Here is a 16,164-nt window from a genome sequence, read left to right as displayed (position 1 = left end):
CAGCATCTTTGCCTGCCGCCGCAAATGCTTGGACAAACTGCGGGTGATCGTGAGTGTCGTCGGCGTGCGGTGTCCAGGGACGCCATTCGCTTTGCGAGATACCTCGCTCGGGGCCGGTTGCGATCATCGGTCCGCGCGAAGCCTACTCCCCCAATGATGCGCTCCGCCAGTTGTTCCTGCAGGCTTGAATGCCCGCGGCCATGCATCGATGATCGACGTTTGACTGGCACGCGGCGCGTGGCCTCAAGCGCTTCAAGGAACCACCTGCATGACGTTCGCGATACTCGGCTTCGGCCGCTTCGGCAAAGCCTTTGCCGACCTGCTGGTCAAGGCGGGTCATTCGGTGCGCGTATACGACCCCGCGGCTGCGGTGCCGCCTGCATGGGCCTGTAGCACGGCCGTCGAGGCCGTGGTCGAAGCATCATGGATCGTGCTGGCGATGCCGGTACCGTACATGCGCCAGGCCCTGATGCAGTTGCGACCGCACCTGCACACCGGGCAGACGGTGATCGACGTGGGCAGTGTGAAAATGGAACCGTGCGGCCTGCTCGACGAAGTGCTCGGCGATGCGATCGCGCATGTCGGCACCCACCCGTTGTTCGGGCCGCTCAGCCTGGCCCGCGGCGAGCGGCCATTGCGGACGGTCATCTGCGCCAGTGCCCGCCACCCGGAGGCCGCCGCGCGGGCGCACGCCCTGTTCGAGACACTGGGCTGCGAGGTGCTGGAACAGACCGCCGAGGCCCATGACCGGGTGATGGCGCAGACCCATGCGCTGGCCTTTTTTATCGCCAAGGGACTGGTCGACATCGGCGCCGATGACGGTCTGCCCGCAGCGCCGCCATCGTTCCAGGGGATGAAGAACATGCTGGCGGCAGTGCGCGGCGACGCCGGCCACCTGTTCGCTGCCATCCAGCGTGAAAACCCCTTCGCCGCCGAGGCGCGCGCACGGTTGCTGGCCGAGCTGACACGTATCCACGAACAGCTCGAACGGCAGGACGACGACACCGGCTTGAGCATTCCCGAGGCGCCCAGCTCGGATTGAGCTGTGCTGATGGTCGTAGGTCGCCACCTGCGATCGTCACCGATCTCGATCATCTTTCCGGCGTGAAGCGCTCGCGCAGCTCATCCTGCAGACGTTTCCGAAACGGGTACCGCTTGCCGGGTGAAAATGACGCACAGCTAACGCATCTTGCGCTTGAATAGTGGAACTGACATCAAGGAGGTGCACCCCCATGCGTATGCGAGTCGATGCCGTTTCGGCGGCCTGTGCAGCCATCGTGATCCTGGCCCTTGCCGGAGGTGTGGCCCAGGCCCAGAACCTGGGAAGTCTCACCAGCAAGCTTGGCGGCAGCAGCCTCGGCAACCTGCTACCCGGAAGCGGCGGCTCCAGCAGCATGGGCAATGTGGCGGGCTTACTCGAATACTGCGTCAAGAACAATTATCTCGGCGGCAGTTCGGGCGCTTCGTCCATCGCCGGCAAGTTGCTCGGCAAGACCCAGGGTGGCGCAAGCAATAACGCCTTTGCCTCCGGCATCCAGGGCATCCTGCACGGCAAGAATGGGCAGAGCACCAACCTCAACAGCATCGGTGGCGGCAACAGCGACCTCAAGTCGAAGCTGGTCACCAAGGCCTGCGGCGTGGTCCTGAAGCAGGGCAAATCGTTCCTTGGTGGCGCGGCCGGAACATCGTCATCGTCGACCAGCACCACCAGCAAGCTGGAATCGCTGCTGGGGCATTGATGCTGTTGCGAACGGTGGAAGGGTATGGGCGATAGCGTAAGCACGGTCGGAAGTCGGACACGACTCCCGAGGCAGCGTCGACTTGCCTGATGCAAAAATGATAGGCCCGCTTTCTTACGGGTTCAGAGGCCCGGCCAGGCCTCGCGTTCGGTGGTGCGGAGCATAGGGACGATGGCCCGCCCCTGCGAAGCCGACAGCATCGCCGCTTCGATCACCGCCATCACGCTGACAGCCTGTGGCGGCGTGACCGGGTTGGGACCGAGGCCATGCACAGCATCGCGCAGGGCGGCGTAGTAGCGGCGCTGATCGCCGTGTGGCGCAACCATTCGTTCGAGTTCACCGTGGCTGTCGTATAGCCGCAGTTCGTCCGTGTCCTCACCCCAGCCGGAATCACCCGGTTGCATGCCGGCCAGCAACTGGGCTTCCTGCGGGTCGCCGTTCGGCTTCACCAGACTGCCTTGCGTGCCATGCACGATGAAGCGGGGACTATGCCCGGCTACCAGCATGCCGGCATGCAGGATCACCCGTCGCTCGCCGTATTCCAGCACTACATGTGCCCAGTCGCAGGCTTCGCCGCCGTCACGCTGGATGGCAAGGTTGGCCAGGACGCGATCAGGAACGCCAAACAGGCACAGGGCCTGGTCGACCAGGTGCGGTCCCAGGTCGTACCAGAGCCCGCTACCGGCACCGGCCTGTTCGCGCCAACGTGCACGTACCTGCGGGCGAAAGCGGTCGATATGCGATTCGAAATGCGTGACCTTGCCCAGGCGGCCGGCGTGAATCAACTGTCGCACACCCAGGAAGTCGCTATCCCAGCGGCGGTTCTGGAACACCGACAGCACGCGGTGTTCGCGCTCGGCAAGGGCGGCGAGTTCACGTGCCTCGGCCAGATCGAGCGCAAAGGGCTTGTCGACCACCACGTGCTTGCCGGCTTCCAGCGCGGCGCGTGCCAGCGGTGCATGCGTCTCATTGGGCGAGGCGATCACCACCACGTCCAGTTGCGGGTCGGCAAACGCCGCCCCCGCGTCGGCAAGCACCGAGACATCCGGAAGGTCCACATGCACTTTGCCGGCATCACGTGAAACCACGGTGTCCAGCACCAGGCCGGGCACGCTGCGGATCAGTGGCGCGTGGAACGTTTTGCCGGCGTAGCCGTAACCGACCAAGGCTACGCGCAACGGCGTGGGGGAATCAGACATGACGCGATCGGGGCGTGGATAAAGAGCCATCATCATAGTCGGTGCCGTCCGACTGCACGGCGGCCCGTTAGAGCCGCCGTGCAGGTGCACCACTGAGCCGTTGTTCAGAAGCGCCAGTCGAGCTGAAGTCGCGCAGCCTGGTCGACGGTGTGCCGGCCGAACTGCCCTTGGTAGCTGCCGTCCACCGAGAGGCCGGGTGTGATGGTCACGGTGATGCCAGCGGTGATTACGCCGGCATTGGTCGCCACCGGCAGACCGGCGATGGCAAAGCTGTCGCTGCCATTCTCCAGACGCATTGTGTCGACGGGCAGGGTATCGCCCCAGGCATGCTGCCAGCCGAGGCTGGCGTGGGCATGCAGGTTGTGCATCGGTCCGCCGAGGTCGACCGTGGTGCGCAGGCCCAGCGTGCCGAAGCCGAGGGTGTTGTCCTGCGCCGCCACGTTCAGCGCCGCCGGCGTGCCGTGCTCCTGGATCGCGGGCGTGTTCAGTCGCTCCATCGCCAGGTTCGCGAACGGTGCCAGCGCCACCGTGCCGAGCACGAAGGGCAGGCTGCCGTCGACATACGCCTGCGCGGTATGGGCGTGGTAGCTGCTTGTTGCGGTGCCTGTGAAGCTGCCAAAGCCGATGAAGCGGTTTGTGTCCACCCGCTGCCAGCCATAGATCGCACCACCCTGCCAACGCAGTGCGCCGGTCTGCAGGCTGCCGTAGATGCCCAGGTGTCGGTCGACAATGTGCGAGGACGAGCCCAGTGTCGCAATGCGGGCCGAGCCTTGTCCTGTACCGATCACCGCACCGAACCGGGCGGCATCACCCACCGGGAGATCGGCGCCGACCAGCAGGCCGCTGCCATCGACGCTGAGCCTGGCGGCATTGCCGTTGCCGTCATGACGGCCCCCCTGGCCCCAAGCGGCTGTCCACGCAGTGATGCCGCTGGCATCGGTCATGTGCTGACCATTCGCATTGTTGTCCTGGCCGGCCAGGTGCTGGTTGATGGCATCGCGCACATCATGGTCGTCGTCGGCGATGGCGGTACGGGTGGAGGCGTGGATTTCGCCGGAAAGCTGGTCGAAGGCGCGTCGTGCCGATGCGGCGTCCAGCATCACCATCGCATCGTAGACCGGGTTGCCGAAGCCCAGCGGATTCACAGCCGTGGCCACGGCACGCTGGTTGGGCGTCTGCGCCACGCTGTTGAAGGCAATGTCGTTGCGCTGCAGCGACAGTGTCACCGCGTTCGTGGCATAGCTAAGCATGGGCGTGAGGAAGGCCAGGTTGACACTGGTCGAGGCGAACTGGCCATTGATCCCATCGGTGGCGGTGAGCACGGTGTAGTCCGTGCGCGGCGCCCAGGTACCGGTGTCGGCCAATACCAGGGCCGTACCAGCCAGGGTTGCTGTGCCGTCGACACTCAGCAGGCTGGCCTGTCCGCTCGGCGTGGCCTCCACCTCGAACACGCCGTCGGCGGCCTGGGTGTAGTTGCCCTGGACCGTGAGTGTGCCGATCGATCCGCCCGCCCAGAGGATGCCGCTGTTGCTCACGTTGCCGATGATCGTGCCGTGGCCGCGCAGCACGCCGCCGCTGGCCACCGAGACATTGCCACCGAGTACGGCGGATGGCGTGCCCGCATCGCCCACTTCCAGTGTGCCGGCGCTGACCGTGGTGGAGCCAGTGAATGCGTTGCTGTTGCCATTCAGGACCAGCATGCCGGTGCCAGTCTTGGCGATACGACCGCTGCCGCTGATGGCCCCGCCGAAGCTGCCGTCGCTGGCCTGCGCGAAGACGAGTGCGGCGTTGTCGGTGATGGCGCCCTGTAGGCTTGTCGTATCGCCTTGCAGCGTGCCGGCACTGATCGTGGTGCCACCGGTGTAGGTGTTGGCGCCCGTCAGGGTAAGCGTGCCGCTGCCCGACTGCGTCAGTGCGCCGCTGCCGCTGACGATGCCGGCGAAGCTCGCCGTGTCGCTGCGGTCGAAGGTCAGCGTGCCGTTGTCGGTGACGTCGCCGGTGATCGCACCCGTGGTGCCACCGTTGCCGATCTGCAGGGTGCCGCCGCTGATGGTGGTGCCGCCGGTGTACGTGTTGGCGCCCGAGAGGATTTCGGTGCCGCCGGCGAGGGTAAGGGCGCCGGTGCCGCCGATTACACCGCCGAAGGAGCCGGCTGCCCCCGTCAACGCAAGCGTCTTGTTGCCAAGGTTGACCGAACCGTTGCCGTCAAGCGAAGTGACCGACGCGCCCGTGGAAGTGCCCGAAATATCGAACGTACCGTTGACGATCACGTCGCTGGAGTTCGCCACGCTGCCATGGCCGGATAGGGCCAGTATGCCGGCGCCGATCGTGGTGCTGCCGGTGTAGGTGTTAGCGCTGCTGAGCGTAAGCGTGCCGCTGCCCGACTGTGTCAGTGCGCCGCTGCCGCTGACGATGCCGGCGAAGCTCGCCGCGTCACTGCGGTTGAAGGCCAGCGTGCCGTTGTCGGTGACGTCGCCGGTGATCGCACCCGTGGTGCCACCGTTGCCGATCTGCAGGGTGCCGCCGCTGATCGTGGTGCCACCGGTGTAGGTGTTGGCACCCGAGAGGATTTCGGTGCCGCCGGCGAGGGTAAGGGTGCCGGTGCCGCCGATTACGCCGCCGAAGGAGCCGGCCGCCCCCGTCAATGCCAGCGTCTGGTTGCCGAGGTTGACCGAACCGTTGCCGTCAAGCGAAGTGACCGACGCGCCCGTGGAAGTGCCCGAAATATCGAACGTGCCGTTGACGATCACGTCGCTGGAGTTCGCCACGCTGCCATGGCCGGATAGGGTCAGTGTGCCGGCGCTGATGGTGGTGCTGCCGGTGTAGCTGTTGGCGCCGGTGAGAGTCAGGATGCCAGTACCGGTCTTGGCCAGGGCGCCGGTGCCGGCGATCGTACCCGCAGCGGTGAGATCGGCATCGGTCTGCAGCGTGCCGTTGCCGCTCAGGTCAATGCTGCGCGAGGTGGTGAAAGCGCTAGTGGTCTGCAGCGTGCCGCCGCTGAGAGTGAGCTTGCCTGCGGCGGCGCCCAGGTTGGCGTTGCTGGCGACGGACAATGTGCCGCCATTGATGGTCGTGCCGCCGGCATAGCTGTTGGTGCCGCTCAATACCAGGGTACCGGTGCCCTGCTGCACCAGCGCGCCACTGCCCGAGATCGTGCCGCCGAAGCTCACGGTGTCGTTGCGATCGAAGGTCAGGGTACCGTTGTTGGTGACGCTACCGACGATTGAGCCGGTGCTGCCGCCATTGCCGATCTGCAGGGTGCCGGCGCTGATGGTCGTGCCGCCGGCATAGCTGTTGGTGCCGCTCAATACCAGGGTGCCGGTGCCTTGCTGGATCAGCGTACCGTTGCGGGCGATTGATCCGGCGAAGTTCACGGCATTGCTGCGGTCGAAGACCAGGGTGCCGAAGTTGTCGACATTTCCGGTAATCGAGCCGCTGGTACCGCCGTTGCCGATCTGCAGCAGGGAGCCACCGCTGATGGAGGTGATGCCGCTGTAGGTGTTGGTGCCGGTAAGAATGAGCGTTCCGCCGAGGGGCAGCAGCAGGGCGCCGGTACCGGAAACTGCGCCGCCGAAGTTCACGGTATCGATGCGGTTGAAGATCAGTTCGCCGTTGTTGACGACGTTGCCGACAATCGAGCCGGTGCTGCCGCCATTGCCGATCTGCAGGGTGCCCGCACTGATGGTGGTGCCGCCGGTGTACGTGTTGGCGCCGGTGAGGATCGTGCTGCCGGTGCCCTGCTGCAACAGCGCGCCGTTGCCGGAGATCGTGCCGCCGAAGCTCACGCTGTCGCTGCGATCGAAGGCCAGGATACCGTTGTTGACGACATTGCCGGTGATCGAGCCGGTGCTGCCGCCATTGCCGAGCTGAAGGGTGCCACCATCGATGGTGGTGCCGCCGGTATAGTTGTTGGCGCCGGTGAGCGTGAGCGTGCCGGTGCCCCGCTTGGTCAGCGAGCCGCCGCCGCCGATGTTGCCTTGTAGGGTCGTGTCGAAAGCCTGGGTGTCGATGGTGCCGCCGCCAGCGTCGAGGGTGATATTGCGGCTGGAGTCGAAAGCCGCCTGGTACTGCAGGGTGCCGCCGTTGAACAGCAGCGTGTTGCTATGCCCCAGGCTGGCGTCGCTGGCGGTGGCCAGCGTGCCCTGCGAAATCTGCACCGTACCGGAGAACCCGGCCACACCGCTGAGCTGCAGGGTGCCGGCGCCATTCTGGACCAGTCCCCACATGCCGCTGCCACCGGCAATGCCGGAACCGTTTTCGTCGTTCAGGGTGGACGTATCGAAGGCCACGCTCTGGCCGTTTGCCGGTGCAAAGACCAGGTTGCCGTTGCCCTGCAGGAAAAGGTTTGTGCCTGCTGTCTCGCCGTTGCCGCCGCTGCCGGCGTTGCCGCCGAGGGATCCGGGGGCGCCAACACCGGCCTCGACGGTATTGCCCTGGAAGCCCGAATTGCCGACGATGGTCAGGCTGCCACCGTCGCGCACGAACACAGCGCCGCCGAAGCCCGCGCCACCGCCACCTCCGCCGCTGTAGCTACTGCTGGCGGTGCCGCCGTTGCCACCGCCGAAGCCGCCCCCGCCGCCCCCGCCGATGATATAAGTGCTGGCGCCACCGCCGCCCCCGCCGCCGCCGAAGCCGCCGCCGCCGCCGCCGCCGCCGCCCCCGCCTTGGGAACTAAGGCCGCTGATCGTAGAAGAGGGTGATGTGCCGCCGCCCGATCCACCGTAGCCGGAGACACCGCCGTCGCCGCCCGCATCGAATCTGCCGGATACACCACTTGTGTTGCCCTCGTCGCTACCGCCACCGCCACCGCCAGCGCCGAAGCCACCGCCACCGCCGCCTCCACCACCAACAAAACTAGTGGCACCACCGCCGCCACCGCCGAAGTCAGCACCGCCGCCGCCGCCGTCGCCGGGGCCGCCGCCGCCGCCGCCGCCGGCGAAGACGCTAGGTCCATTCTGACCTTCCTCACTGCCCGTGGAACCAGCGCTGCCACCCAGGGCGTCAAGGCTGCCGCCGGCGCTGTCGCTGTAAGCGCCGCCGCCGCCGCCGCCGCCACCCCCGAGGCCGAGGCCGCCGTCCGATCCGAAGGTGCCGCCGCCTGTTCCCGCCATGCCGCCGCCACCGCCACCGCCGTAGGAATTGATGGAACGAGTGCCTCCGTCGCCACCCGCAGCCTTGTCGTTGTTGAACTGCACATTCGTGATGGTGACCGCGGCACCGTTGTTGACGAACAGGCCGCCGCCGGCCCCCATGCCTCCACCGCCGCTGTTCACACCATTACCGCCCTGGGCGACGGCGTTCTGGATGGTGAGGTTGCTGATGCTCACGTTGCCCTGCTGGATGAAGAAGCCGCGATTGGCGGCGTTTCCGTCCAGCGTGTAGCCGTTGCCCTGGATGGTCACGTTCTGGGTGACCGGTGGCAGGTTGCTGCTGAGCGTGATGTTGTTGGCGAAACTGATGGTGTCTCCAGCACCGGCGCTGGCGATGGCCGAACTCAGCGAGGTCGCGTCGGTAACGGTGTAGGTGGTGGCGAAGGCGGCCGGCGACAGCAGGCCCAGCCCCAGCGCGCAGCCGAGCGGGAGGTATCGCAGGCGCAGCGGCCGGTGCCGGGTCGGCCGTGCGCCGGCCAGGCCGCTAGCGGTGCCACACGTGTGGCGAGCAAGTTCGGAGGCGACCTGCAGCACGCGCAGCGCGCGGTTCCATATCAGGCGGTAGGTGCGGTTCATGCTGGATTCCCCTGGTATTGCGTTGCAGCTAACTGGCGGCGGGACCTGCGGTGACGACAGATCGAGCGATGCGCGACCTTCTGGACGGGTACCGGGTGTAGGTAGGAGGCGTGCGAACGTGTTGCGTCTACAGGTCCAGGCCCTGCCGCGCGTCGAGCATGCGCGGCAACGGCACATCCGCACCGGCTGCCGGATTCGGGCAACCCGAGCGGGCATAGATACGTTGCGGCACTGCTTGCCTTCGTCTACCCGCCACCGTAGTCAGGCGACAGGGGTTTGAGTACCCCCGAAATCAGGGGTGGACACGGACGAAGCGCTGTGTCCTCAAGAATGTCTTCCGTGTGCCGACACCAAGCAAGTAGGACCTAAGTAGACCAATCGCATTGCCGCCAGAGGGTGGCCGTGCTCGTCCAAGGCAGGGGATTCGCGATTCAGATCGGACGAATGCGGTTAATCGACCGGAGTCGGTCGAGCGGCACCACGTTTGGTATCCAGTTCATGCGCCATCGCGCGCATTCACCACGCTTGGAGAAGAACATGGGTAACAAGCCAGCCGACGTCATGGATTATCAGGAGCTTCAAGCGATTACTGCCGCCCTTCATCGGGTACAGGCGGTCATCGAGTTCGACCTGGAAGGAAAGATCCTTCACGCGAACGACAATTTTCTTGATGCGATGGGTTACACCCTGGACGAGTTGAAGGGCCAGCACCATCGCATGTTCTGCGAGCCGGCCTATGCCGCCAGCAGCGACTACAAGGCGTTCTGGAAAAAACTCCGCAGCGGCGAGTTCGTCAGCGGTGAGTACAAACGTCTGGGCAAAGGCGGACGCGAGGTATGGATCAACGCTTCGTACAACCCGGTCATGGACGAGGACGGCAAGCCGATGAAGGTGGTGAAGTTCGCCACCGATATCACCGGCTCGCGCAAGCAGACGGCCGAGTTCAAGGGCAAGGTCGAGGCCATGGACAGGGCGCAGGCGGTGATCGAGTTCGCCCTCGACGGTACTGTGCTTGTAGCCAACGACAATTTCCTCAAGGCATTGGGCTATCGACTGGACGAAATCCAGGGCAAGCATCACCGGATGTTCTGCGACGCCCACTACGTCGAGAGCCCCGACTACGCCGAGTTCTGGGCCAAGCTCAATCGTGGCGAATACGAAAGCGGACGTTTCCGCCGACTCGCCAAGGATGGCCACGACGTCTGGATCCAGGCGACCTATAACCCGATCTTCGATCTGAACGGACAGGTGTCCAAGGTCGTCAAGTTCGCCACCGACGTCACCGCGCAGGTGGAACTCGAGGAGAGTGTCCGCCGGCGCGCCGAAGAAGACCAGGCGAAGGTGACGCAACTGCTCGAGACCGTGCGGCGGGCCGCGGCCGGTGATCTGACCGGCGAGATCGTGGTCGCCGGGGATCAGCCCATCGACCAGCTCGCTGCCGGCATCAAGGGCATGATGACGGATCTGCGCGGCGTACTGGGCCAGGTCGTGGAATCCGTCGGGTCCTTCAGCACGACGTCGAGCGATATCTCGACCCGCGCCAACAGTGTTGCGAGCGGCACGCAGTTGCTCGGCGCCACGGTGGAGGAGATGAATGCCTCGATCGAGGAGCTGACCGCATCGATCGCCTCCATCGCCGAGAATTCCCGCAGTGCCGATCAGCTGGCGAAGGACACCCAGCAGGAAGCCGGGCGCGGGGTGCAGGCCATCGACCGCTCGGTCGAGGCGATGGATCTCATCAACAAGTCGTCCGAAGACATCAGCGAGATCGTCAAGGTCATCAGCGAGATCGCCAGCCAGACGAACCTGCTGGCCTTCAACGCGGCGATCGAAGCGGCGCGGGCCGGCGAACATGGGCTCGGCTTTTCGGTGGTGGCCGACGAAGTGCGCAAGCTGGCCGAACGTTCCTCCCAGGCCACCAAGGAAATCTCCAAGCTCATCAACGAGTCGGTGAAGCGGGTCGCCCAGGGCAGCGAGACGTCCAAGCAGGCCGGCGAGGCGTTCCAGAAAATCGTGCAGGGCGTCAGCCGGACCACGCAGGCGATTTCCGAAATTTCGCTCGGCGCGGACGAACAGCTGGTGGCTGCGCGCGAAGTCAGCACGGCGATTCAGCAGGTGGCCGAGGAATCCGAGAAGTCGGCGGCAGCATGCGATGCGATCGCCCGTTCCACCACCTTGCTGCAAAAGGGCGCGGGCGAACTGAACACGACCGTCAGCCGCTTCGTGGTCTGACATGGACGTGGCCGCCCTCATCGATGCCGAGGTCGATCAAGGCACCCGGCGTGCCTTGTTCGCCCGGGTGCGCCAGCACACCGGTATCGCCATGCCGGACCGGAAATGGGCGCTGCTGCACGGGCGGTTGCGGCGGCGCCTGCAGGCACTGTCGATCGGAGACTATCGCGATTACCTGTCGCTGCTCGAGTCCAGTGACGACGAAGTGGCGCGTTTTGTCGATCTCGTCACCACGAACGAGACGTCGTTCTTCCGCACGCCACGCATCTGGGAGTACCTGCAGCGGAGCTTCCTGCCGGCGTGGGTGGCGCAGCATGGCGCCGCGCCGCTGCGGGTCTGGTCGGCGGCTTCCTCGAGCGGTGAGGAGGTCTATTCGCTCGCGATGACGTTCGAGGAATTCCGGCGGACCCATCCCGTCTTCCGCTGGCGGATCGTGGCCACGGACATCTCCCAGGCGATGGTGCAGGCGGCACAGTCGGGCCAGTATTCGGGTCGCAACGCCGACGCCTTCCAGCGGCTGCATCCGGACATGGCAGCGCGGTACTTCGAAAGCGTCGACGACAAGCTCTGCGCGCGGGCATCACTGCGGGCCGGCATTTCGTTCCGCCAGCACAATCTGTTTCGCGCGTTGATCGAGCCCGACCGCTTCGACCTCGTCCTGTTACGCAACGTGCTCATCTATTTCGACGAGGCGGACCAGCAGCGCGTGCTGGAGCTGGCGCGAAGCCGCATGGCCGCGGAGGGCACGCTCATCATCGGCGAGTCCGAATCGCTGGGTCGGCTTGCCACGGGGTTCGTCTTCCATGAGCCGCTGATCTACCGGAATGGGGGAGATCATGCCCGGCACGGATGAGATCCAGGTACACATGTGCAAGGTGGCGGTCGGTCGGCCGGGCGACGTCCTGCGCGCTACCCTCGGGTCGTGCGTCGGTATCGGGTTTCTCTGGCGCGACGGCGGCATGTGCGGGCTGGCCCATTGCCTGCTGCCGTCGACGTCGGCAAGCCCGCTGCACATCGGTGCCAAATACGTCACGGAGGCTTTGCCTTCGTTGCTCACCTTGATGCGGCTCCAGCCCCGGCATTACCGGGCGGTGGATGCCGTCATCGCGGGCGGCGCCTCGATGGTCGAGCGGATCAGCGCGCCGTTCCACGAGGCCATCGGCGACGCCAACGCCAAGGCAGCCCGTGACGGGCTGGCGCGCCTGGGCATTCGCCTGGTCGCCGATGACACCGGCGGCAAACACGGGCGCCAGATCACGATCGATTGCGCCAACTACACATCATCAGTTCGATTCATTGACCGGCCTACCTGAGGGGACGATGCCATGACGGGCTTGCACGAAGAACACACGGCGAAGGGCTCGTTCGAGCTCTACGGGTCCTTCCGCCTTGGCGGCATGGAGCTGGCGATGGCGGTGTCGTCGCTGCAGGAAGTGGTGAATTTTCCGCAGGACATCACCCATGTCCCGCTGGCACCCAGCTATGCGCTGGGTTTGTTCAACCTCCGCGGCGAGCTCATCCCGATCATCGACCTGGGGGGGGTACTGGGCCTGACCGGAGCGGTTCCGCACACCGAGGCCAAGGTGGCGATCGTCGACAGCGGTGATTGCAAGTTCGGGCTGGTTTTCGACGATACCAGCGAGATCCTGCGCGTCTTCGACGGCCATCGCGTGTCGTTCGAGCGCAGCGATTCGGCATCCCGCACGGTGTCGGGCGTGGTCAAGCTCGACGGCGGCGATCGGCTCCTGCAGATACTGTCGCTGGATGCCATCGCGGTCTTGCCGGGCTTGCCGCGCCTGACCAGCGATCGCACGGCGATGGCGCATCGCCAGTCCAGCCGGCAGGGGCAGCGTCGTCAGGTCGTGACGTTCCGGGTCAGGGATACGCATCTGGCGCTGCCGATGATGGCCATTCACGAGATCATCCGGGTTCCGGAACTGCAGCCGTCGGTGCTGGGCAGCGAGTTCTGCCTCGGCCTGGTGAATCTTCGGGGGCAGACCGTGCCGGTGATCGACTTTTCCCGGTTGCTGGCATGCGGGCCATCCGCCCAGGCACCCGCGCAGTCGCAGGATGACCAGCGCATCATCGTCATCCAGCGCGGCAGCATGTACTTCGGGCTGCTGGTCGACGCGGTGGAGAGCATCCACAACTACTGGCCGGACGACGTACTGCGCATGCCGCTGTTCCAGGGCACGAGTGCGGGGCTTTTCATGGGCTGCATTCCGCGGGACGGCGTGGACAGCCTGATCCTGGTCGACAACGACGCGCTCAGCCGGATGGATGTGATCGTGGACATCACGGACGGGCACCGCGCGCTGTATACGGCCAGCGAGGAGACGTCCGCATCCCAGAAGCATGCCGGGGCGCGGCAGACCTATGTCACCTTCCGCCTGCAGCATCTGGTCGGCTTGCCGATTTCCCAATTGCGGGAAGTCATGGATTTTCCGGCCGATGGCGTACGCCCACCGGGCGCGCCCGAACACGTGGCCTGCATGCTCAACCTTCGCCGCCGCATGATTCCGATCATCGATCTGCGCTCCCTGTATGGCATGCCGCCGCATGGCGACGTGGCCGGCCAGAAAGTCATGGTGGTCGAGCACGATGGCGAGTGCATCGGGCTGACGGTCGATGCCGTGGAGAGCATCGTCGCCATCGAAGCAGCCGATCGCATGCCGGTGCCGCGCATCCTGCACGACCAGACCGGGCATACGCTGCAGCATGATGTTGCCGAGGTCGCGGACCTGCCGGACAAGCGCACTCTCATGCTGATGGACGGGCACGCGCTCGCGGCGAGGTTTGTCCGGAGCGAACAAGCGGCTGCATGAAAAGTTGATGGCGGGCGGCCCGTTTCAGGGCCTGTGTCGATGTCACCGCACGGCGAACGATTGGTCCCTGGCCTTGCCCGGAGCCGTGACCGGCTCCGGCACGCGTTGGGTACGGCGTGACCTGGCTCGAACGGGACGTGGAGCGCCCGGATCGGGACCATGCTTACGGTAACCGACTGAACTGACGGTATGGCCGGCCAAGCGACGCATGCCGGCGGTCTGGCCATGCCGACAGTGAGGGCGCCGGCTCACCGGCATGAAACCGCAACGGTTCGGGAAGTCACCTCGAGGTGGTTCGTGGACGCACTTGGGGTACTCTTTGCATGGTTGATACAGGCCAGTGCCTGGCACGGATGGGTATTTGGTGGCGAGCAGTGTGCGCCCCAAGTGACTGTGCACCGCATCCACGCGGGGGATTCATGGATAGACGATCGCGGCTCTTTTCACTGCTCGCTGGTGTAACCATGACATGGCTGGTAATCGCCATGTCAGGATGCCAGTTCGGCCATCATGCGCCCAGCGTGTTTGAGCGCGCTCAAGGTGTTCGCCAGGCTATTCGCGCGGGTCAATACGGCAAGGCGGAACGGGCGCTGCATGCCGCACTTGCGCAAAGTCGAGTGGGGCGCTGGCACTTCGCGCCTTTCGCGGCGTTCATCGACTATGTCGCGGCCCCATACGACAAGACATTTGAAGATCGCCTGGATGCCTGGGTCGAACAGGACCCCGCCGATGCGCTGCCACGCCTGGTCCGCGCCAATTACCATTACAACCGCGGCTGGTGGATTCGTGGATACCGATTTGCCGGCGAGGTCGGCAAGGCCCATTCAGTGGCCTTCCAGCAGGAGCTCGATCTGGCCCAGCAGGATATCGATCGCGTCATCCAGCGTGCTCCGGACAATCCCTACGCCCGCTATCTGGCGTTGTTGATTCTAAAAGCCACCGGGGACAACCAGGTCCAGCTGCGTGTCTTCAGGCAGGCTATTGCGCGGTTTCCGAACTACTACCCGCTGTATCTGGTTCGCCTGGACAGCCTGCAGCCCAAATGGGGCGGCTCGGTCGAAGCCATGAAAGCGTTCGTGCATCGCTACGCTGGGGCCGCGCCTGCCGGCTCGTCGTTGAAGATGCTGAACCTGGCGCTTTATGCCCGCCTCATGAGTTTCGCCACGCAGCTTCAATGCGATGCCACAGCCGGCATCGATGGACGCACTTGTTTCGACCAGGCCATGGCGAGCATCGCCGATGAGGCGCTTGCGCAGTCCGCGCTCAGGGCGATCCACACGTTTGCACGACGCAAGGATGTCGATGGCGTTGTGGAAATCGAAGCGAACCTCAACAGGATGGTGATGACGCCGGGTGGCGAGAAGTTTGCTGTCCGATTCCTGCAGGCGGCGGCCGATGCGCTTCATAGCAGTACTGAGCTTCTCTCCGGCAAGACCACGGGTAACAACTATGCCGTGGACAAGGTGGTGTCGCTGATCTGGTACCGCCAGGGCAACGTCGCCAATGCATTGACATGGGACAAGCGGGCTCTCGCGGATCTGAGCAACACCCACTTTGCCGATCCGTTGCAGGCCCGAGCGGCCAAGGCTTCGATTTACCGTGACATGCTCTCGATCATGAACCGGTCGAGAAACTACGCCGAAGTGGCTGCCGATGGTGAAAAGCTCGCGCGACTTATGGGTGGCTACGGCGCCGCGCCCGCATTCGAACGCGTGGTCTGCGCGGCACAGCTCCGTCTGAAGCAGTACAACCGTGCGTTACGTGTGTGTACTGCCATCATCGATGCCAGTGAGGACTGGCAGGCCCGTTTCTTCCGTGCGCAGGTTTATGACGCACTGAATCGCGACAAGCTGGCGATCGACGACTATCAGGCTGTGGCCGATTCGTCGGCGGCCATGCAATTCAGAACCTACGCGGCCATCGCCATTTCAGTGATCTACGACAAGCGGCACAGGATCAAGGATGCCCTGGACACATTGAACGGGTTCGCGTCCCTGTTCACTCCGCAACATTTCGGCATCACTTCTGAAGACCTGGCACCGTATTACAACAATCTTTGCTACAACAAGATGCAGCTCGGCTTGTTCAGAGCCGCTCTCGCCGATTGCAACACCTCCTTGCGCTATGGCGATATTCCCGATGCCGTCGCCAAACAGCAACAACTGCTGCGCCGCTTGGGTGCGGTGTCCGCATCACACGCGTCTTCGGGGAAGGCAGCGGCGGGCGCTAAGTAAGTATCCCCGGCATTGCCGGGAGATACTTACCCCCTCGGCAGGTACGATAACGAGGCTGGCATGTTGCGATCGGAGATGGCCAGCACCGCCATGCGCAGTTGGCCTGCCTGGCACGAGCAGCATCCCGCCTCGCTTACACCGTGAAGTGTCGCGGCTTGAATTCGGAGCATTGGACGCAGGCGCAATTCGTGGAGCTCCATGGGCGCCGA

Annotated in this window: 9 protein-coding genes; 7 read left to right on the top strand and 2 right to left on the bottom strand. The window is 64.9% G+C overall.

Annotation, left to right across the window (positions count from 1 at the left end; genetic code table 11):
* The first annotated feature begins 268 nt into the window (after positions 1-268).
* Both RA164_RS08840 and RA164_RS08835 read left to right on the top strand, forming a co-directional pair.
* Complete coding sequence (locus tag RA164_RS08840) at positions 269-1,042, top strand: prephenate dehydrogenase/arogenate dehydrogenase family protein (RefSeq protein WP_329740501.1); 774 nt, start codon at positions 269-271, stop codon at positions 1,040-1,042.
* A 190-nt stretch (positions 1,043-1,232) separates the two neighbouring features.
* A complete protein-coding gene (locus RA164_RS08835; RefSeq protein WP_329740500.1) occupies positions 1,233-1,739 on the top strand; it encodes a DUF2501 domain-containing protein in 507 nt (168 codons plus the stop codon).
* Positions 1,740-1,861: 122 nt separating this feature from the next.
* Here RA164_RS08835 and RA164_RS08830 read toward each other — a convergent pair whose 3' ends face one another.
* Complete coding sequence (locus tag RA164_RS08830) at positions 1,862-2,938, bottom strand: oxidoreductase (RefSeq protein ID WP_329740499.1); 1,077 nt, start codon at positions 2,936-2,938, stop codon at positions 1,862-1,864.
* Positions 2,939-3,042: 104 nt separating this feature from the next.
* Positions 3,043-8,664 (bottom strand): autotransporter-associated beta strand repeat-containing protein, encoded by a 5,622-nt coding sequence (locus tag RA164_RS08825; protein ID WP_329740498.1) that lies wholly within the window; start codon positions 8,662-8,664, stop codon positions 3,043-3,045.
* 537 nt (positions 8,665-9,201) lie between these two features.
* Here RA164_RS08825 and RA164_RS08820 point away from each other — a divergent pair.
* The 5 genes from RA164_RS08820 (at position 9,202) to RA164_RS08800 (ending at position 15,955) form a co-directional block, all read left to right on the top strand.
* Entirely contained in the window at positions 9,202-10,896 is a 1,695-nt protein-coding gene (locus tag RA164_RS08820) for a methyl-accepting chemotaxis protein (protein WP_459553954.1), read from the top strand.
* 1 nt (position 10,897) lies between these two features.
* Positions 10,898-11,749, top strand: coding sequence for a CheR family methyltransferase (locus RA164_RS08815; protein WP_329740496.1), 852 nt, complete (start codon positions 10,898-10,900; stop codon positions 11,747-11,749).
* Positions 11,733-12,209: a chemotaxis protein CheD gene (locus RA164_RS08810; RefSeq protein ID WP_329740495.1), complete on the top strand. Its 477-nt coding sequence runs from the start codon at positions 11,733-11,735 to the stop codon at positions 12,207-12,209. The genes RA164_RS08815 and RA164_RS08810 overlap by 17 nt, the downstream gene beginning before the upstream one ends.
* 12 nt (positions 12,210-12,221) lie before the next feature.
* A complete protein-coding gene (locus RA164_RS08805; RefSeq protein ID WP_329740494.1) occupies positions 12,222-13,721 on the top strand; it encodes a chemotaxis protein CheW in 1,500 nt (499 codons plus the stop codon).
* Positions 13,722-14,185: 464 nt separating this feature from the next.
* Positions 14,186-15,955: a tetratricopeptide repeat protein gene (locus RA164_RS08800; RefSeq protein ID WP_329740493.1), complete on the top strand. Its 1,770-nt coding sequence runs from the start codon at positions 14,186-14,188 to the stop codon at positions 15,953-15,955.
* The last annotated feature ends 209 nt before the right edge of the window (positions 15,956-16,164 follow it).

This window comes from Dyella sp. A6, assembly GCF_036320485.1.
GTDB lineage: Bacteria > Pseudomonadota > Gammaproteobacteria > Xanthomonadales > Rhodanobacteraceae > Rhodanobacter_A > Rhodanobacter_A aluminiiresistens.
This window is presented reverse-complemented; position numbering and strand designations above follow the sequence as displayed.